This window comes from Neorhizobium alkalisoli, assembly GCF_002968635.1.
Taxonomy (GTDB): domain Bacteria; phylum Pseudomonadota; class Alphaproteobacteria; order Rhizobiales; family Rhizobiaceae; genus Neorhizobium; species Neorhizobium alkalisoli.
In genome coordinates this window covers 416791-433963 of record NZ_PVBN01000002.1, presented here as the reverse complement: position 1 = coordinate 433963, position 17173 = coordinate 416791, and the positions used below count along the sequence as shown (strand labels likewise).

The 17173-nt window shown below is 57.0% G+C and carries 23 protein-coding genes and 1 tRNA gene; 12 read left to right on the top strand and 12 right to left on the bottom strand.

What is annotated here, in order from left to right:
- Positions 1–2: 2 nt before the first annotated feature.
- On the bottom strand, positions 3–1292 hold the full coding sequence (locus C5L13_RS06640; protein WP_407070412.1) for an efflux RND transporter periplasmic adaptor subunit: 1290 nt from the start codon (positions 1290–1292) through the stop codon (positions 3–5).
- A 262-nt stretch (positions 1293–1554) separates the two neighbouring features.
- Between C5L13_RS06640 and C5L13_RS06635 the strand changes: the two genes are divergently transcribed.
- Complete coding sequence (locus C5L13_RS06635) at positions 1555–1815, top strand: DUF2171 domain-containing protein (RefSeq protein WP_105382454.1); 261 nt, start codon at positions 1555–1557, stop codon at positions 1813–1815.
- Positions 1816–1870: 55 nt separating this feature from the next.
- Here the strand turns inward: C5L13_RS06635 and C5L13_RS06630 are convergent, their stop codons facing one another.
- Positions 1871–2050 carry a hypothetical protein gene (locus tag C5L13_RS06630; protein ID WP_105382453.1) on the bottom strand — a complete coding sequence of 60 codons (180 nt, stop codon included), beginning with the start codon at positions 2048–2050 and terminating at the stop codon, positions 1871–1873.
- 233 nt (positions 2051–2283) lie between these two features.
- Positions 2284–2457, bottom strand: a complete 174-nt coding sequence (locus C5L13_RS28685; protein ID WP_158693402.1) for a hypothetical protein — start codon at positions 2455–2457, stop codon at positions 2284–2286.
- Positions 2458–2825: 368 nt separating this feature from the next.
- Between C5L13_RS28685 and C5L13_RS06625 the strand changes: the two genes are divergently transcribed.
- From C5L13_RS06625 to C5L13_RS06615, 3 genes are all read left to right on the top strand, one after another.
- Positions 2826–4121 carry a site-specific integrase gene (locus C5L13_RS06625; RefSeq protein ID WP_105382452.1) on the top strand — a complete coding sequence of 432 codons (1296 nt, stop codon included), beginning with the start codon at positions 2826–2828 and terminating at the stop codon, positions 4119–4121.
- Positions 4105–4479 (top strand): hypothetical protein, encoded by a 375-nt coding sequence (locus C5L13_RS06620; RefSeq protein WP_105382451.1) that lies wholly within the window; start codon positions 4105–4107, stop codon positions 4477–4479. Before C5L13_RS06625 ends, C5L13_RS06620 begins: the two co-directional genes overlap by 17 nt.
- Positions 4480–4549: 70 nt before the next feature.
- Positions 4550–4777 carry a helix-turn-helix transcriptional regulator gene (locus C5L13_RS06615; RefSeq protein ID WP_342588156.1) on the top strand — a complete coding sequence of 76 codons (228 nt, stop codon included), beginning with the start codon at positions 4550–4552 and terminating at the stop codon, positions 4775–4777.
- Here C5L13_RS06615 and C5L13_RS29530 read toward each other — a convergent pair whose 3' ends face one another.
- A complete protein-coding gene (locus C5L13_RS29530) occupies positions 4778–4963 on the bottom strand; it encodes a hypothetical protein (protein WP_105382449.1) in 186 nt (61 codons plus the stop codon).
- 117 nt (positions 4964–5080) lie between these two features.
- On the opposite strand from C5L13_RS29530, the gene C5L13_RS06605 reads away from it, so the two are divergent.
- Both C5L13_RS06605 and C5L13_RS06600 read left to right on the top strand, forming a co-directional pair.
- Complete coding sequence (locus tag C5L13_RS06605) at positions 5081–5419, top strand: hypothetical protein (RefSeq protein ID WP_105382448.1); 339 nt, start codon at positions 5081–5083, stop codon at positions 5417–5419.
- Between the two features lie 69 nt (positions 5420–5488).
- A complete protein-coding gene (locus tag C5L13_RS06600) occupies positions 5489–6598 on the top strand; it encodes an SGNH/GDSL hydrolase family protein (RefSeq protein ID WP_105382447.1) in 1110 nt (369 codons plus the stop codon).
- 470 nt (positions 6599–7068) lie between these two features.
- Here the strand turns inward: C5L13_RS06600 and C5L13_RS06595 are convergent, their stop codons facing one another.
- Entirely contained in the window at positions 7069–7257 is a 189-nt protein-coding gene (locus tag C5L13_RS06595; protein WP_105382446.1) for a hypothetical protein, read from the bottom strand.
- Between the two features lie 386 nt (positions 7258–7643).
- On the opposite strand from C5L13_RS06595, the gene C5L13_RS29220 reads away from it, so the two are divergent.
- Entirely contained in the window at positions 7644–8024 is a 381-nt protein-coding gene (locus tag C5L13_RS29220) for a hypothetical protein (protein ID WP_407070407.1), read from the top strand.
- A 1493-nt stretch (positions 8025–9517) separates the two neighbouring features.
- The gene (gene ligD / locus C5L13_RS06565; protein ID WP_105382440.1) at positions 9518–10573 is read left to right on the top strand and encodes a non-homologous end-joining DNA ligase; all 1056 of its coding nucleotides are present in this window, start codon (positions 9518–9520) and stop codon (positions 10571–10573) included.
- Between the two features lie 150 nt (positions 10574–10723).
- Here the strand turns inward: ligD and C5L13_RS06560 are convergent, their stop codons facing one another.
- Entirely contained in the window at positions 10724–10960 is a 237-nt protein-coding gene (locus C5L13_RS06560; protein WP_105382439.1) for a hypothetical protein, read from the bottom strand.
- Between the two features lie 104 nt (positions 10961–11064).
- Here C5L13_RS06560 and C5L13_RS06555 point away from each other — a divergent pair, with 104 nt between their 5' ends.
- Positions 11065–11436, top strand: coding sequence for a hypothetical protein (locus C5L13_RS06555; RefSeq protein ID WP_105382438.1), 372 nt, complete (start codon positions 11065–11067; stop codon positions 11434–11436).
- Between the two features lie 569 nt (positions 11437–12005).
- Here the strand turns inward: C5L13_RS06555 and C5L13_RS06545 are convergent.
- The 4 genes from C5L13_RS06545 to C5L13_RS06530 form a co-directional block, all read right to left on the bottom strand.
- Entirely contained in the window at positions 12006–12527 is a 522-nt protein-coding gene (locus C5L13_RS06545; RefSeq protein WP_105382436.1) for a hypothetical protein, read from the bottom strand.
- Positions 12528–12641: 114 nt separating this feature from the next.
- Entirely contained in the window at positions 12642–12956 is a 315-nt protein-coding gene (locus tag C5L13_RS06540) for a hypothetical protein (RefSeq protein WP_105382435.1), read from the bottom strand.
- A gap of 148 nt (positions 12957–13104) precedes the next feature.
- Positions 13105–13314 (bottom strand): hypothetical protein, encoded by a 210-nt coding sequence (locus C5L13_RS06535; protein ID WP_105382434.1) that lies wholly within the window; start codon positions 13312–13314, stop codon positions 13105–13107.
- Between the two features lie 135 nt (positions 13315–13449).
- A complete protein-coding gene (locus tag C5L13_RS06530) occupies positions 13450–13692 on the bottom strand; it encodes a helix-turn-helix domain-containing protein (protein ID WP_105382433.1) in 243 nt (80 codons plus the stop codon).
- Positions 13693–13782: 90 nt separating this feature from the next.
- On the opposite strand from C5L13_RS06530, the gene C5L13_RS28680 reads away from it, so the two are divergent.
- Positions 13783–14127 carry a hypothetical protein gene (locus C5L13_RS28680; protein WP_158693401.1) on the top strand — a complete coding sequence of 115 codons (345 nt, stop codon included), beginning with the start codon at positions 13783–13785 and terminating at the stop codon, positions 14125–14127.
- A gap of 306 nt (positions 14128–14433) precedes the next feature.
- On the top strand, positions 14434–14964 hold the full coding sequence (locus C5L13_RS06520) for a DUF4142 domain-containing protein (protein ID WP_105382431.1): 531 nt from the start codon (positions 14434–14436) through the stop codon (positions 14962–14964).
- A 246-nt stretch (positions 14965–15210) separates the two neighbouring features.
- Here C5L13_RS06520 and C5L13_RS06515 read toward each other — a convergent pair whose 3' ends face one another.
- Both C5L13_RS06515 and C5L13_RS06510 read right to left on the bottom strand, forming a co-directional pair.
- Positions 15211–15924: a hypothetical protein gene (locus C5L13_RS06515; RefSeq protein WP_105382430.1), complete on the bottom strand. Its 714-nt coding sequence runs from the start codon at positions 15922–15924 to the stop codon at positions 15211–15213.
- A gap of 179 nt (positions 15925–16103) precedes the next feature.
- Positions 16104–16179 (bottom strand) — tRNA-Lys (locus tag C5L13_RS06510).
- A gap of 198 nt (positions 16180–16377) precedes the next feature.
- Here C5L13_RS06510 and C5L13_RS06505 point away from each other — a divergent pair.
- Complete coding sequence (locus C5L13_RS06505; protein ID WP_105382650.1) at positions 16378–17136, top strand: cytochrome c biogenesis CcdA family protein; 759 nt, start codon at positions 16378–16380, stop codon at positions 17134–17136.
- Positions 17137–17173 lie beyond the last annotated feature (37 nt).

The window sequence follows — 17173 nt, the reverse complement described above, 5'->3', positions numbered from 1 at the left end:
CCTCAGCCGTTTCGCGCTATCGCCGAGGTAATCACCAGATCGCCTTCCTTGAGATCGCCCGATTGCATGACCGTTGACCGGCCATCGGATGATCCTGTCTGGACGCCTATCCGCTGCGGTTGGCCATTCCGGAGCACCCAAATGCTGCGCGCGGATTTGTCGGCGCTGTCGCTGTTGGAGCCGCGGTTACCGCCTGGGGCGCGCGGGGGCCGGAAGAGCCGTGTAAGTATGCTGCCGCCGGACCGAGACGCGGCCGGTGGCGAGTAGCGCAGTGCGGCATTCGGAATGAGAAGGGCATTCTTGACCGACTCGACGTTGATGTCCGCCGTTGCCGTCATGCCGGGCCTCAGGAGGAGTTCCTGGTTGTCGACAGTCAGGATCGCTTTATAGGTGACGATATTCGACACGGTTTCCGACGCAAACCGCACCGTCTCGATCTTCGCCGGAAACGTCCGATCCGGATAGGCATCGACCGAGAAGACTGCGCCCTGGCTTTCCTTCACCTGGCCGACATCCGCCTCGTCGACCGCGACCTGCAGTTCCATCTGCCGGAGGTCTCCGGCGATGGTGAACAGCACCGGGGCATTGAGCGAGGAAGCGACGGTCTGACCGGGATCGATATCGCGCGTCAGCACGATACCGTCGACGGGCGACACGATCGTCAGCTTGGAGAGGTTTACTTCCGCCAGGCGCAACGCAGCTTCGGCCGACTGTACCGCCGCTTCGTTGATGGCTTTGGTGGCTAGCGTCGATTCGTAGGTATATCTTGCGGCGTCCAGATCCTGCTGACTGGAAACCCGGTTGCTGACGAGCCCGCTCAAGCGGTCAAGGCTGGTTTTCGCCGAAGCGGCTTCCGCCTCGGCCTTCAGCACATTGGCTTTTGCCGACGCGAGTTGAGCCCGCGCGCTCTGCACATCGGCTTCCTGTTTGTTCGTATCGAGCTCTGCGAGCACCTCGCCGGCCTTGACGGCGCTGTTGTAGGTGACGTGGACCTTGCGGACCGTGCCCGACAGTTCGCTGGATATATCGACCTGCTCGGTTGGCTGGACCGATCCAGTGGCCGTGACGATGACCGAAAGATCGCCGCGAGCCACCGGCACCGTGCTGTAGGTATATTGGGGGCCGTTGCTGCCGAGATAGGCGTAGGCGCCAATTGCTGTCGCCAGAAGCACGATGAGCAGGATCGGCCAGAAGAACCGGCGCCGCTTCTTGCCGGATCCCGACTTCGTGAGAATTGCGGCGAGGTCGGCTGCGTCGGCCGTCTTCTCGGCGGGTTCTAACGTCTTCTGCACGTTCAAGGTCGTGTCCTTCGTGATGAAGTGGAGGCGGATCTGCCCGCGATCTTCAAACCTATCCGGTATTATGCACCCGTATCCGGCAGATGCATGGGGGGCGTACGGATCTCCATGCTTCCGATGACACGAAATGCGTCTGGGATGTACTTAAATATCGGTAAGGTAGTTCGACTTTGATCCGCATCAGCCGGCAGTTCTTTTCCCTATGCATCGATATCGCCGCTCGCACGTTGTTCAGCCGCAGAAAAGGAGATCTCCAATGATTGATGCTGCGAGAATCAAGGAACATGCGGAAGTCATCGGTGCCGACGGCGTCCATGTGGGGACCGTCGATGGCGTCGAGGGAAGCCGGATCAAGCTGACCAGGAAAGACAGCGGTGAAGGAGGCCACAAAGGCCATCATCATTTCATTCCGCTCGATCTTGTTGCCGATATCGAAGGAAATACGGTGCGGCTTTCGGCCAATAGCGATGTGGCTGTCTCCTTCGAAGAGGAAGAGGGCGGCGGATCGGTTCATTGAGAAGCGGGAGCCGGCGCCTTTTCGCGCGCCGGCTCCATTGTCGAGATGGGTGGTTTTACTGTGTCGAGCTCGGAACGCCAAAACGCTCCGGCATGAATGCCGTTTCCGAGGGGGAGCCGCTGAGGCGATCCGTTTTGGCCGTCGCGGTCGGCCCCGCCGAATACAACAGAAGCGCCGCGACCAAAGCTCCGACGATGGCCGATCCCAAAGCAATAAGAATGTTTCGGGCGTTCATGGAAATTTCTCCTCTTTCGCATTTGAACATCCCAAAAAACAGAAGGTTCCGCCTTGGAGCGGAACCTTGAAGTCAACGATGTGTGAGAATAGTCGCGGAGGCTGCCTCCAGATGTGCCGGTGATGTGGTAATGCCTGCTTCGGAGAATACGGATGAAGCTTCAGCGGGATCGACTCGCTTGGGAAAGGAAGTGATGAGGCATTGGAAGGCGACAAGGTTGCGATGGGTGCAGTTCAATTCTGAGCTGAGAGTTCGGCTGGCGAAGCCATGATCTCACCGCCGCCAAGGCCTTGATCCGCATATTTGAAGGCCAGGATACTAAGTACCGAGGCAATCATCACAATAAAGATAATCCGCATAGTTGCTCCTTCGGCCGTCAAACGTGATGAACGACCAAGAAGTTCCATGGCTTGCGCTCGCAGAAACATTTGGCGACTGCGGCATCACTGGAGACTGGCAAGTAACGTGCTAGGTACGACGAAGAGAAGATGGAGAAGGGCGGCATCTTCATTGTGCGATGCATATGCGTCGTAATCGGCGCGGGAATCGCCAACATGAAGTTTGAAGGTTTAGGGAAGAGGTGGTGAGAGCGCAGGGATTCGAACCCTGGACCTACTGATTAAAAGTCAGCATACATTTATTTCACCGGGATTGCCATCGTGTCAATATCCCTTTATTTTCAAGACTATTCACGCTATATTTCTAGGCATCGTTACCCCGAGTTTCCTTGTGTTTCACTTGCGGTGGCGACTTGGTGGCGACTCACGGGGGGCAGATGCCGGTACTGAAGTTGACGCGCAAATCGGTTGGTGCTCTGCAGCCAACGGACAAGATCACTACCTACTTCGATAGCGACGTAAAGGGTTTCGGCCTGCGTGTCGCTCCCACCGGCGCCCGCTCTTGGATCTTAGAGTATCGACCTGGCGCGGGCGGGCGAGCGGTAGCAAAGAAGCGCTTGAAGCTGGGAACGCCAGCGACGATGTCGCCGGAGGAGGCAAGGGACGAAGCCGTACGGACGCTGGCGCGTGTCGCGCTCGGCGCGGATCCCGCCTCTGCGAGGTCGGACGAACGCAAGGGCGATACGGTTGCCGAGCTAGCGAGCAAATATCTGCGTGACCATGTTCAGGTGAAGCGCAAAGCGAGGACCTATTCAGAGTACAAATCAGCCATCGATCGTTACATCGTCCCCGTCCTCGGCTCGATGCGTAGTTCCCTGGTAACGGCCAGCGATGTTGCACGTCTCCAGGCTCACATCACGCGAGGAAAAAACACGAAGGGGAACAGCGGACGAACAATGGCAAACCGAACGTTGGCCGTGCTGTCCGCGATGTTCACCTGGGCATCAAAGCACGGCTTGGCGCCGGCAGGTCATAACCCGGTCGTTGTCGTCGAGCGCTTCAAAGAGCGAAAAATGGAGCGATTCCTAACATCTGCGGAGCTCGCTGCGTTAGGAGAAGCGCTTACCGAGGCCGAGACTACGGGACTCCCCTATGAGGTGGACGAGACTAAACTGAAAGCAAAGCACGCAGCCAAACTCGAGAACCGACGGACCGTCTACGGTCCTCATGTAGTTGCGGCGATCCGACTCTTCCTTCTCACTGGCGCCCGTCGTCGCGAAATCCTTGACCTCCGCTGGTCTGATGTAGATCTGGAGCGAGGCGCGTTGTTCCTGCCCGACAGTAAAACCGGCCGAAAAACCGTGGTTCTTTCATCACCTGCATTAGCTATACTCGAAGCGCTGCCACGGGTCGGTAAATATGTGATCGCAGGGGCCTCGGCTGGAACTAAGGACGAAAAGCCCCGGGCGGACCTGAACAAACCATGGGGGGCGGTTTTGAGACGCGCCGGCCTTGAGAACGTACGCCTGCACGACCTGCGCCACAGCTTCGCCAGTGTAGGGGTGGGTGGCAGCCTTGGCCTTCCCATAGTCGGAAAGCTTTTGGGGCACACGCAGGCAGCGACGACGCAGCGCTACGCGCACCTAGACACAGATCCTTTGAAGAAAGCAGCCGACGCCATTGGCGAAAAGATATCGAGCGCGATGGGGGGCAAAGATGGCAAAACTTCCTGATGGCTTTAGCCTGCAGGCGCTTCCTATCGAAACGGCGTTGTCAGAAGGCCGAACAGAAGACGCGAAGACGGCTATCATAGAGGTTCTCCTCGCTGGCAAAGCCGATCGCGTGGTGCAACGCATCGCAGCGGAGATGATCAGGCCACCGAAACGATCTCGCGGCCGTCAGCGCGCCAATACGCGGCACTGGTTCGACATCGGTGAGCAATTTCACTGGTTACGGCTGGATGGGGTGAAGTACGAGGACGCTCTGCGACAACTGTCAGAAAAATTCGGCTACTCCGAAACGCATGTCCGGAAGGCGATCGCAGAGTTTGACGCAGCGAAAGAGGCATCAGACAGAGAACACTGCGAATAAATCGTGTTTGTTCGCTTAGCATCTTTTGTAAAAATCATCAATTGTCAGGCATCGCTATCAAACAAGGGAGATGCCAATGAAAAACATACGCGTCAAGGAGGCCGCCGAATATCTTGGCGTCTCGAAATCCATGCTGGATAAACTTCGCTGCTTCGGGGGCGGACCGAGGTACTTCAAACTTGGTCGGGCGGTTGTTTATTCCTTGCCAGATCTCGATGCATGGCGGGACGAGCGTGTTCGGAGCAATACGTGGTCTGCAGCTAACCAGAATAACTTGGCCACGGACAGAGTGGTATGACTACCTAAACCGCGGCGCCCTTGGCGGGGAATTTGAACGCAGCTCATGCGAAGGCGCACGCTTGCCCAAGAGCGATAGCAGCTTCTTTTGTTCTGCAGGTTTGATTCCGAATTTCTTGCAGTGTTCAATGACGCAGTAGTCGGGACCAGGGATCCGCACCATCCTCGGCTTTTTCGGGTCAGACATTTTCGTTTCCTCCTCATCTTCCAACGGGAAAGGAAACGCGAATGTTCATTAGCTTCAACTAAATAAATCGATCTATCAACCACTAATAGCCGGCCCTCGCGCCGGAGAGGAGGACTTTTGCGCTTATTTAAATCAAAATCGCGATACGAACGCCTGATCGCCGGAGAGGTGGCGGACCGTCCCGTCCTCGGCGCAGGCCTTCGAATCGAACTAGAGAATGGCCATCCAGCCTATGTGCATCCCGTGGAGCACTCGCTGGTTCTGCACGTGGAGCAGCGGCGCGTTGAGGAAGCCGGACGGCGTCGGCTCTCACTCGCTGAGTGGTCCGGAAAGCTCCCAGCGCCGGAACATGCTTCTCGTCATGTTGCTGATATCTTCGCGGTAGATTCCGCCGTTCTCGACTTCGCGATAACTGCGATGCGGGAGAAGATCGAACGCGACGCGGTGGCTAAATGATGGAGCCGCGTATTTCCCAGATCAAGGCGGTCGAGAGGCCGCCATCATCACCGGGCTCTGGACGGACCATTGCACGCTTTTCCGTACAGCTCGGCGACGTTCGCATATGAGCGAGCGGACGGCAAGATCGGCGTCCATGCCGGCGAATACGTTGCGCCCGACATCACGCTTGATGCAGACAACATCTACAGCACCCTCAAGCGCATCGGCGACAACACCACCAACGTGGACATGGCCGGGGACACCAAGTTCCGCTATCCCGGCGTACCGAATGGCGTTCTGATCCCCGCCACGGTCAACAGCCGCGTCACAGGCGCGATGATGCCCGGGGGCGTTGCGCAGTCTCGTCGCTGGGACATGCAAGTTGAGTTCACTACGTCTTCTCGCTATGTGGCCCTCTATTGGGTGCCCCCAAGCGCTACGCCTCGCCTGCTGATCCTGGTGAATGGAAAATGGGTGTCGCCGTCTTTCACGGTCACTGCTGCGGCAGGCTCCACCTCGAACGTGCTGCTGACCTTTCCCGATAACCGAAGCCGGACCATCAAGTTCATTATGGCGGGCGGGAACAACATCCTCAACTTCCAGACGGAAGCCGCCTATCCGCCTGTTCGATCCGCTGCATCTGGCAAGACGCTTGTGACGATCGGAGACAGCCTTACGGCAGGATCAGGATCGCCGCCAACTGGCGCGTCGTTCCTTGATACTTGGGCGCATGGCATTGCTGCAATGCTTGGCTTCGATCACTGCTGCAACGCCTCGATCGGCGGGACGAAGTGGGTTGCCAGCGGAACCGGCGACGTAGCAATCTCACACTTCGGCGGGGATCGTCTGCCTCTGGCTCTCAACATCTCGCCCGAAGCAATCGTCTTTGCGGGGTCACGAAACGACAGCGCCGTCGATCAAGCCGCCCTTGATGCAATCACCGCGGCGGTGTCGGCCGCTCTGGATGTTACGCCGGTAACGAAGCGTTTCGTGATGGGCACCTTCACGACCCTCCCGCAAAATGCCGCAGTGCAGGCCGGTGTATTGACAGAGGGGGTTACCTTCATCGACATGATGGACGGGCTTCAGCCGGAAGATATTGGAGCAGATACGGTGCACCCGACCTACCAGGGGCAGATCAACCTTCGCAACCGGATGGCGCCAAGGCTGTTTGCTGCCGGATGCCTTCCGGCATAACCTCGCACCCTAAACACGTGGGCGAAGCATCATAGGTTTCTCTAAGGCGAGCTTGCACATAATCCGAAACAACCCACGATCAACTTTGTGATTTTCGATGAGATCTGGATTGGCGCCTACTGTGGCGATTGTGCGGTCAACGAGGCGTTTGATGTCCCGTTCGTCGGATCTGTACCTAGCGGCCCAGCGCCAAAGGCAGCGCAGATCCTGGTCCAGCGAAGATGATAACTGTGGGGAAGCGAGCATGGCCGACATCCTGACATGAAGCAGGCGCGAGCGCGTAGTAACTCTCAGCCGTCACCGCCTAGGGATCGATTGGTGACGATAAAGAAATCATACGCCTTATTCGCCGCGAGTCCACCGATCACCCTAAACACGAAAGAAAGGACCCGACCGTTTTTCCCGTTCGAGCCCTAAGCAGTCTGTCGAGAACTTGATAGGGTCACGTCCGACCGGGGAAAGCAACAGACTTAAAGGAGTAGGCTCTCCGCGTAGTTCGCATCGTCGCCCTTGAAGGACCGGTAACCGGCCATCCAGATGGCGCAGCGCTCTGTGGTCTCGTCATCCAGATAGGGGCAAACGATAGAGCTTTGTTTGAGGGAGGCGGCACGCTTCCCTTCCTCGAAGGTCTCTTGTCTCTCGTGGTGCGTCAGTGGCATGCCGCAGAACTTTTAAGGGCATGTCTCTGTTCCACCCATCGCCCTAACCACTTTGTCCGGGTCAGTTCACCTTCTTCCCGGCCACATCCGTAACCGATCGAAACACCTTCGACACATCGGGAAAGCTCTTTCCGGTCTCGTTGCAATCAGGGCAGGGCATCCCAGCCGCTCCACAGCCGCAACCATGCACTCCGGTCCAAGGCCGGTCCGAATGCTCCTCGCAAACCCATCCAGTGTCTCTACAGCGGCGGCAGATCATGGAGGAGAGGATACCGCAGATTCTCGACAGATTGAACGAATTCGAGCGTACAGAGGCTGCAATCGCGCCACCTTGCGCTCACGCGGCACGCACTACCTGATGAAGCATTGAAAGGGCCTGGGGACTGATGGCAGGGAACAACGATATGACAACGGTTAAAGCACCAGCCTGGAAATGGGAGTGGAACCTAAATACAGTAGTAATTCTATGCGGGTTTGCCGGGGGCATTGCGGCATGGGGAGCTACTTGGAATGATGTTCAACGCAGATCGGAAGATAACTCTCTATCAATCGAGCGCCTGGATAAGCGCCTGACCGCGGTCGAAGGGTCGATGCGGGTCCTCGACATTCAGGAGCTCCGCCTATCTACAGTAGAAAAACAGGCCAGTGATGCGTCTGTTTCCATGCGATCCCTTGAGACGACGCTCAATTCTCTCGGAACAGATATCCGGGTCGTGAAAGAGATCCTGCAGCGATTGGAGAGTGGGCGGCCATCCCCTAGTCGATAAACCCAAAAAGGCGGATCGACCGTTTTTCCCGCTCGGTCCGCAACAGTCTGTTTGGCAGCCTTGCTTACTACAGGGGAAACGCTGCGCGACAGATGCGTGTCGCATACCGTCCGAGCTAGGTGCTTTTGGGGGCACCTAAGGAGCACAGGGCTAGTTCGGAGGCGGAGGCTGACGGTTAGCGAGAAAGAGTAAAATTCCGATGACCGCCATACATGAAGCGGCAGCAATCATTACGTATGTGGAAAACGGCGTCCTCTCACCGAGACATAGGGTAGTCGCAACCACGTCAGATTCCATCCAGATCGACCCGCGCTATTTCCATCAAGCAAAAGGTAGAACAACTACTTGCCGAGGCCAGTGTTTTAGCGTGCGGATCAATTCATCGTGATTTTCACCGTAGGCGTTGTAGTGCGCCTTTTAGCATTATTAAGATCTGCGCCCTGGACGTACTTGAAGCTCTGCTGCTAAGAGCCTGCGCAATCAAGACACGGGCTTCCTTGCCCTTACCTACCTCCGAATGTTCGAGTACTTCTTTTACTCTACCTAGCCACTCGTAATGCTCCTTGGCCCGCCAAGGATGATGAACATCGGGTACGGTTCGGATAATCTCTTCGATTTCCGCTATGATATTTGCATCATCCATGTTTCAGCTGTTTTTCGTGTTCTTACGGCTTCGCTCATTGATATCCGTAGCGGGCCAGCCACATCCGATACTCGTCCCAATCTTTCAGACGTGTTCCGGGCGCTCGCATGAATTGCTCCATTCGTCCAGCGAGCTTCTCCACTGTTTCATCGGACGGCCAATCGCCTAAAGTAACGTATATCCGCCATGCAGTTTTCACGCTCATCCCCGCCGGCGGCCGGAGTGCAGTGATACAGAAAGAGTGACTCCGTAACGCGGTCTGAACCCTAGATAAGGGTATGCCGATCTTTTGCGCAATGGAGCTGGGCGAGGCGCCCAGGGCCCTCATCCGAACAATCAAGTTGTCGCGCTCTATCTTGTCCATGCTCACGCGATACAACAAATATTATTCGCGGAAAAGATGCTGAGGTGTCAGGTTAGCTTCGGCTATGACGTGGCATTTGCTCTTAGTATGTTGTTCTTCTTTTTCATTGCGTCCCAATACTCCTCGACGGTGCGCGCCGCGTCGGCCGCCGTCGGCGCAAATCCAGCGTTCGGCATGATGGGCGACCCACGCCATCCTTTCGGGTACGCTCCCGACCACTGCCACTGACCTTTCTTCAAGGTCTCCTGGTCCAGCCGAATTCTCCCCGCATATTGCCCACCGTCATAGGCTGAATAATCTTCCAGCGGCTTTCCATCTAAGCCTCGGTCGTCCGGCCAGGTCCGCACCCAGCGGTATTTCTTCTGCCATGCTGTGGACAACTGTGGAAAAACAACGTTTGGACGATATTCGTTCTATTGATGTTCTCATCCGATCTGATGAGTCAAGGTGAATTCCTTTTTAAGAATTCGCTGGTGGAATGGGCGCATGCCAAAGCGCCCTCGGAAGCCATCCAAGCCTCTCCTGACTGACGAGAACCTGCCGCTGCAAAGCCGGCCGGTCAAAAGGCGCGATCCCGAGCAGCCGCATTTGCCGTTCGATCCTATGCCGGAGAGGGTGGAGCCATGTCTCGCGCTCCTGAAGAGCAAACCCCCGCGCGGGCCCGACTGGTCCTATGAGATCAAGTGGGACGGCTATCGGATTGCAGTTCACATTGAACCGAGCGGCGTACGGATCATCACTCGCGGCGGTCATGACTGGACGCACAGGTTCCCGGCGATCGCGGATGCAGCTAAGGCCCTCGGCCAAACGACGATGATCCTTGACGGTGAGGCCGTTGTGCTCGATGAGCAGGGACCATCCGACTTCGGTCTCCTACAAAATTCGCTCGGCGCATCCCGCAAATCCGGCGGCAAGCTCCCCTCGCGAAACTCTCTTCTCTATGCCTTTGATCTCCTCTACCTCGACGGGCACGATCTGCGAGGAACCGAATACCGGGTGCGCCGGCATCTGCTCGAAGATGTGGTTCCAAGGGACGAGGGCGCGATCCGCCTCTCGGAGGAGTTTGACGCCGATCCGAACGATCTCCTCAATCACGCCTGCCGCCTCGGACTTGAAAGCATCATCGCCAAGCATCGGGACAGCCCGTATCGTTCCGGTCGAACAGGTGACTGGCTGAAGATTAAATGCGTCCAGCGCGACAGCTTTGCAATCATCGGCTACGAGCCGTCTACGGCTATGCCAGGCGCAGTTGCCAGTCTGCTGTTGGCTGCACGGTACCGGGATGGATACAAATATGTCGGCAGTGTCGGGACGGGCTTCAAGCACGACGTCGCCCGCTCGTTGAAAAAGATGCTCGACAAGGTGAAGACGCGCGTGCCGGTCGATCGTGTCCCAGGCAAGAACCTCGTCATGACCGGGCCTGCCTACGTCGCCGAGATCGAATACCGGGCGTGGACGAGTGACGGGAAGCTCCGGCATCCCTCGTTCAAGGGGCTGCGCGATCCTGATGACGCGGGCGAACTCTACCGGCTGCCCGACTAAAATTCTCCCGCACCCGGGGAACGTTTTGTTCTGCTCATGGTTCGATGCCCGAACGACGATCCAAGGCTCTCCAGATCGCCCTACGTTTTGAAGGTTGGGTCGCTGTTCCCGTCCCCTAATTTTTGCCCGCTTCGGCGGGCATTTCTTTGGTTATTCCAGACCGCGCCTCAAAGCCTTCAGCATCGCGTTGAGCTCGGCATTCGCTCCATGGGCCAGCATTAGGTTGTCGGCGACCTCGATAATCGCGCCTAGTACCTCGGTTTCGTTCCAGCCTGCCTTGATCGCAGCATCGACGAGATCCTGAAGTGACAACTCGATCGCCATCTGGCACAGGAGCGCGCGGTTTTCATCGCGAAGTGGAACCGTGGGAGGAGGGATGTCGAACATCAGTCCGACATAGAGTCGGTGAGGCGGGAGGCAAGGACTGTCGGGCCACTTCCACTTAAGGATGAATCATGATTATCTCTGCCCGGGCAAATTAGGGGGTATTCATGACAAAAATTATTGTGCCGCTGGCGCTCGCGCTGGCTCTTTCGGCGTGTGCCAAGCGACCGGATGCAATCGTTCCCACTGACATTCCGATGGCGGCGTACACGAGTTATTCCTGCGAGCAACTAGCTCAGGAACTGATCAAGGAGCAGGCTGCGCTCTCAGCCGTTTCTAAGCAACAGCACGACGCCGCCACAGGTGATGCGTTCGGTGTTTTCCTTATTGGCGTTCCCATGTCCTCCACCTTCGGCGGGGATAAGGAAGGTCAGGTCTCGGTATCTAAGGGTAAGGTCCAGGCGATACAGTCGGCTATGATGTCGAAGGGCTGCAACAACCCCGCGCCGGCAAAGGTGCCCGGAAAATCTAAGCCTTGAATTGAGGGGCGTCGCGAGGGTGCTCGTAGGGCACAAGCTTAAACCTTAAGGGGGACGGGGACGGGTTTGCCCCTCGCGACATCTATCAAACCGGCATGCTGAAGATTCGTTCCTTCTTGCCGAAAGAGAAGACTGCGGAACGGAATGAATAATCGCGGTCTTGGTCGCCGGTGTTTTTAATCCACGAGCAAATTATTCTATATATGTTCTGGTCTGTGCGCGTATCGCAGTCGGGAGCTATGCACCTGAGGTAGATAGTACCGACCGATCGAAATCAGGTGTGCCATTATGGCGTTCCGCAGATGGTCGCGCTCGCCATACACCTCGCAAATTCTCTCCAGTTCAGGCTGAACCGCCCTTCGCTTCTTTGCCGGCAAGTCCGCGTCGCCGATGACCCAGCCGACTCCAGGGACCGCGATTGGGTCGCATCCGATTTCGACAATGTCTCGTATAAAATTGGGGATCTCTTCTTCCGTCATAGCTACCTCCTGTTGCACGCGGAGATAGTAGCGAGGCCGGATGGTGGCGCAACTAGCAGAAGTACGGGGTTTTCGTGGAAGGGCGCCGCATTAGTTCTTCTTAGCCAACGCGAGTGAGCGATCTCGAATTGATCGCTGGGACGCGATCGCGATGACCTCTGAGAGATTCTTCCCGCTTTCAAAACCGGCCTTAATATCGTTGAGGAGCGATTGAACCCCAAGAGAGTCTGGCGAATTGTTGACGTTGGTCACCGCTTCAAACGCTGATCCACCGTTGCGAACAAGACCAAGATCTGCAGTCACGCGAGTTGTGCCGCCAAGATCCATCACCGTGGCGGTGATGCGCCCCTCGACAGTGGGATCGTATTTGCTGGAGAAAAGGACGTTGGCCATCACATTGTCGATTGGCCGCTCAACAACGATTTGGAAGTCGGTGTCGCGTCTAATTTCGTAGCCGAAATTGGCTAGCGTGCCGACGAAGGCGGTTTTTACATCCTTGGCCGGAGCCTTGACGGTAACTTCGGGGCGTCCGCTTGGAGTACTGTGTTGCACGCCTTGGCACGCCGTTACAAATGCCGCCAACACGGCGACGGCCAAAATTCTCAAGTTCATGATTATCCCCCGACCCGAGCGTAAGGAAACAGAAACTCGCGCTTAAGTCGAGCTCGAATAGTAACGGGTGGTAAATTGGGTGGGAAGACCCGCTTTGTAACGTTGAGCGTTCTGTCATGTCCTCGCCATCCACCCCTTCTTCTTTGCCAGGTTTTCCAACCGACGGCGATCTTTACGATCGGCCGTCCAGTACTCCGGATCACGGTTCGAGTGATCTAAGGGCGGGTCATTTCGCCACTTCTCGATCGCTGCCTTCGTTGCCTCGCGAAGCTCCTTGTTCTTCCGGTTAGTGTCTTCCCAACGCTTCCGACCAGGACCTTTTTTCTTTGTAGTCTGTTTGAGCAGGCTCTCGCGCAACCGATGATCTGACAGTGCGGGTTTAACTGCCGCGAAAAGAAGCGACGTCAGCGCCTTGGCCGGCTCCCTCATCACTTCCCAGAGCGCTAGCAGATCGCTTTCGCTGAAGAGATAGTCTCGACCACGGCGGGAGCAGAGGCCGTGCTGGCGGCCAAGCTTGATGACGCCTCTGGTGGTGAGACGCAGACGCTCTGCGGCCTAGTCGGCAGTGTAGATATGATCAAGCTGGGTCACGGCCAGCCTCCGCCTGATGCTCGGCAAGCATCGCTTTTACACGATCGACCGCTGGTGGCCTGATGCGGTTACGCCACTCACGCTCGAGCCGATCAAGCATCGGCTGCATCTCGTCGCCGTAGCGATCGACCAGGAGCGCACATTTCAGCATGGCGCTTTCGATTCTTCCAATGGTGATTTCTCTGGATTTTCGCATCTGCGCCTCCTCAACCTACGACTACATCTGCCAGCGGCAGGAACGCCGAAGGCCTTTTTGCAATTCCCTCTGTGGTGTGGAGGTAGTCGCTGTCGCTGGTGAGGCGTGGAGGCAGATTGCTCCGAGAAGCTTGTGTCAGGCTTGCCGGTCACGAAGGCGGACGCCGCCGTCGATAAACTCGATGTTCTTGTCGTTCAGGGCACGGAGTACGGCAGCCACGTTGTTTCGCATACCTTCGATCTCCCCTGGACTGGCTTCCATCCGCCTGAGCGTTGGTGCGGAGACGTTCGCTGCTTTAGCTAACTCCACTTGGCCGATACCCAGTAGCGCTCGGGCGGCCGCAAGCTGCTTGCCGGTGACGTGATTAATTTCGCTCATGGTGATTAAAAACGCTTGACGCGGTCCCCGTTGGTGTTATTAGTTATCGTGTTGAGCGAAATTAATCAACCTCACGAGGAGCGTTCCAACATGAACATGCACATCCAGATCACCGCCGACAGAACCTTGCTGCCACGCAGTCTCATCAAGAGAGGTGGCGTGCCGGGCACGCCCGCAAATATGGGCAACGGCAGCTATCAGCGCCCCAGAGATCTCCCGCCACCGGTTGAGGTCCGCCGATACAAGTTCCGCCTGGGCGCATACGTTCAGTTTCACGATTTCCTCGGAGTAGTCATCGACCGCAGCGCCACCAGCACCCGGAGGCAAGTCTACATGATTGAGATCATCGGCGAGTCTCATGGCCGTCCAGTCCGTTGCGTACAGGGCCATGCTCTGAGCCGCGCCGCCCCACCAGTTTTCAATCCTGCCGCGTGATACGGCAGGTGCGGCGTCGCTTAGACCGGCACCGCTCAGGCCTGCGGCGGTCCGCCTACGGGGTTCCGTCGCAGGCGCTTTTGCCGCGCTCCCTTCGGGTAGAGCCGGCCTTTTATCAACGCTGCCGCACCACCTGCAATCCGGCAGGGCAGCAATACGGCCAGCGCGGGCACCACCCGCATTTGCGGCGCGCTGGCCGATTCATTACCCGACATCCCGAGCGCCCGTTCGGCTCACGCGGAAATTGCAATAGATTGGAACTTATCGGTCGTCCGAGTGTTCATCCGCCGCAATAGGAGTACCGTAATGAAAAAGATCATCATCGCCACAATCCTTGTTCTTGCGGCATCAACCGCTGCCCTTGCACAGTCGACCGCGGAAAGCACTGGCGCCAACTCGCTGATCGGGCGAGCTCCCTCCACGGAGGATTTCGTCACGCAGGCATCCGCTAGCGACATGTTCGAAATTGAATCGAGCAAGCTTGCTGTTCAGAAAGGTGACGAGGCGACAAAGACCTTTGCGCAGCAAATGATCACCGATCACGAAAAGACGAGCGCTGAGCTGAAGGCGCTGCTCTCGGGCGGCAAGGTAAAGGGAACTCCCGTCACAGCTCTGACTGAGGACCACAAGGAAGAGGTTGACGGCCTCGCCAAACTTTCAGGCGCCGAGTTCAAGGAAGAGTATTTCGACGACCAAGTGGACGCTCACGAAGATGCCGTGGATCTCTTCAAGCGTTACGCTGAAGGCGGTGAAAATGCTGAGCTGAAGGCGTGGGCGGCGAAGACCCTTCCGGCGCTTGAGCACCACTATAAGATGGCCCAGGATCTGGAGAAATAAGCCAACGGCGCCCTTGTAGCTGCCAGCGGCGATTCTACATTTTAGGCAGGCTTGGCCCTCGGTGACCACGGATGTACTGGCACTGATCGAGTTCGAGCGCAGGAGGTCGGTGCGGTTCGTTTCGCTCCGGCCTTTTGTTTTTTGGAAAGATTTTGCGCTCCGCGCTTCCATCGCTCGCCTAAGGGTGCGCTGGTCGGCCACCTTGGCTGCGGTGCGGCCGGAGTTCTCATTGCCTCCGCGATAAACTCAGATCCGACGAATGATTCGCTGAATCTGATCCTCCTCCTCATAACCTGTGACCAAGTTCCAACCAGCCATTAGGCTCCAGAATAGGCGAAGCAAAGCCTTGTCGTCATCGTAATCGTCGTACCGAGGGTCATGCGAGGCGATCGCTTTCGTCAAACGATGGAGAAATTCGAATGATCGCTGATCTGCGACGTCTGTGTTGTTTAGTACGTATACAACATCATCCCGCAGGATCGACATCACTACGAAAAGGTCGCGGCGATGCTGCGACTGAAGACCATTCGCGACGTCATGCCATCTGTCCCCATAGACCTTTGTACTTGGTTGTTTGAAATGCTTCCGGAAAGCCTTTTGTGGAAGGAGTTCCTCAACGAAGTCTGGATCAACCGAACCATACCCAGATGCGAAGAGAAATTGGAATGTCACATCGCGGCGGAACGACTTATAGCTCGAGAGAAGATATTCGCGGAGCCTACGGCGCTTCTCGAACTCAGGCACCTTCACCAGCAACCAATAAAATGCGACGCTGACCGCAGATCCGAGGCCGATCTCATATATCACATTATTCCAGAAGGCGGCATTTTGAGTGCGAAAGCATATTGATAGCCCGCTGCAAAGCAGGTCTCTTGCAAATGGATCTGGATTGGCGAGCGCTACGGCTGTCACTCCCATTAAGAAGACCAGTGGAAGAGCCAAGCCGACAAATTTATGCACCGCTAACTCCGAATCATAGTTCCGGAAGCCATCCTACGTCGGATTGAATCTCCTGACGCAACATGGAGAAAATCTACGCTCGCGCCAAGCTGTGAACAGTCGCGCAGTTTCGTGGCGACTGGGTGGCGACTGGTGCTGGAGGAGGCGTGGATAGGTGGGTGCTAACTAATTGATTTATATGGTGAGAGCGCAGGGATTCGAACCCTGGACCTACTGATTAAAAGTCAGTTGCTCTACCGACTGAGCTACGCTCTCCCACGGCACGCGAGACGCGTCCTTGAAAGTGCGCGGAACATATGCAGGCGACCTCTTTCGGTCAACCCGCAAAAACAGCAAAAATGCGGCTTGTTGACGCTTTTCCATGCCCGAGCGAAAAGGTGATTGGCATTTGCCGCTTTCAGACATTAGGTGAGGCGCAGTAGCGGGGCTCGCGAGCCCCTGTTGGAGCCGCTGGTGTCGATCGCTGAAATATCCCTCCTGAGCGCACTCATTGCCGGTGCGCTGTCGTTCCTTTCGCCCTGCGTGCTGCCGCTCGTGCCTCCGTATCTTTGTTATATGGCCGGTATTTCAGTGGATCAGTTCCGCGGAGGGAACGCCGTCGTCGTCCAGCAGGCAGGCGGTGGCGCACGCAAGGCGGTGCTGATGGCGGCTCTATTTTTCACCCTCGGCTTTGCGACCGTTTTCGTGGCACTGGGCGCCGGCGCGTCCACCATCGGCGTCCTGCTTCGTCAGCATCTGGATCTCCTGTCGAAGATCGGCGGCCTGATCATCATCGTCATGGGGCTGAACTTTCTCGGCGTCTTCCGCATCGGCCTGCTTGCGCGCGAAGCGCGGTTCCAGGGCGGAGGGCAGCCCGCGACGCTCTCGGGCGCATATGTCATGGGGCTTGCCTTTGCCTTTGGATGGACGCCCTGCATCGGTCCGGTCCTCGGTGCCATCCTGGGTGTGGCGGCGTCTCGCGACACGGTCAGCGAAGGGGCAATGTTGCTTGCCATCTATTCGCTGGGGCTCGCCGTTCCCTTCTGGATCGCTGCCGGCTTTTCCGGCGCTTTCATGCGCTTCCTGACGCGCTTTCGCCGCCATCTCGGCCTGGTGGAGAAGGCCATGGGCGTGTTCCTGATTCTGACCGGCCTCGCCTTCATTTTCGGATTCGTCACTTCTGCCGCAATCTGGTTCCAGCAGACCTTTCCAATCCTCATGCAAATCGGCTAACGGAGAGCTTCCTTAAACCTTGGCCCGCATACGGGCA

Coding starts and splice junctions, on each gene's coding strand:
- C5L13_RS06635 (WP_105382454.1), top strand. CDS start 1,555: ATGATTGATGCTGCGAGAATCAAGGAACATGCGGAAGTCATCGGTGCC.
- C5L13_RS06630 (WP_105382453.1), bottom strand. CDS start 2,050: ATGAACGCCCGAAACATTCTTATTGCTTTGGGATCGGCCATCGTCGGA.
- C5L13_RS28685 (WP_158693402.1), bottom strand. CDS start 2,457: ATGGAACTTCTTGGTCGTTCATCACGTTTGACGGCCGAAGGAGCAACT.
- C5L13_RS06625 (WP_105382452.1), top strand. CDS start 2,826: ATGCCGGTACTGAAGTTGACGCGCAAATCGGTTGGTGCTCTGCAGCCA.
- C5L13_RS06620 (WP_105382451.1), top strand. CDS start 4,105: ATGGCAAAACTTCCTGATGGCTTTAGCCTGCAGGCGCTTCCTATCGAA.
- C5L13_RS06615 (WP_342588156.1), top strand. CDS start 4,550: ATGCCAATGAAAAACATACGCGTCAAGGAGGCCGCCGAATATCTTGGC.
- C5L13_RS29530 (WP_105382449.1), bottom strand. CDS start 4,963: ATGTCTGACCCGAAAAAGCCGAGGATGGTGCGGATCCCTGGTCCCGAC.
- C5L13_RS06595 (WP_105382446.1), bottom strand. CDS start 7,257: ATGCCACTGACGCACCACGAGAGACAAGAGACCTTCGAGGAAGGGAAG.
- C5L13_RS29220 (WP_407070407.1), top strand. CDS start 7,644: ATGGCAGGGAACAACGATATGACAACGGTTAAAGCACCAGCCTGGAAA.
- ligD (WP_105382440.1), top strand. CDS start 9,518: ATGCCAAAGCGCCCTCGGAAGCCATCCAAGCCTCTCCTGACTGACGAG.
- C5L13_RS06560 (WP_105382439.1), bottom strand. CDS start 10,960: ATGTTCGACATCCCTCCTCCCACGGTTCCACTTCGCGATGAAAACCGC.
- C5L13_RS06555 (WP_105382438.1), top strand. CDS start 11,065: ATGACAAAAATTATTGTGCCGCTGGCGCTCGCGCTGGCTCTTTCGGCG.
- C5L13_RS06545 (WP_105382436.1), bottom strand. CDS start 12,527: ATGAACTTGAGAATTTTGGCCGTCGCCGTGTTGGCGGCATTTGTAACG.
- C5L13_RS06540 (WP_105382435.1), bottom strand. CDS start 12,956: ATGAGGGAGCCGGCCAAGGCGCTGACGTCGCTTCTTTTCGCGGCAGTT.
- C5L13_RS06535 (WP_105382434.1), bottom strand. CDS start 13,314: ATGCGAAAATCCAGAGAAATCACCATTGGAAGAATCGAAAGCGCCATG.
- C5L13_RS06530 (WP_105382433.1), bottom strand. CDS start 13,692: ATGAGCGAAATTAATCACGTCACCGGCAAGCAGCTTGCGGCCGCCCGA.
- C5L13_RS28680 (WP_158693401.1), top strand. CDS start 13,783: ATGAACATGCACATCCAGATCACCGCCGACAGAACCTTGCTGCCACGC.
- C5L13_RS06520 (WP_105382431.1), top strand. CDS start 14,434: ATGAAAAAGATCATCATCGCCACAATCCTTGTTCTTGCGGCATCAACC.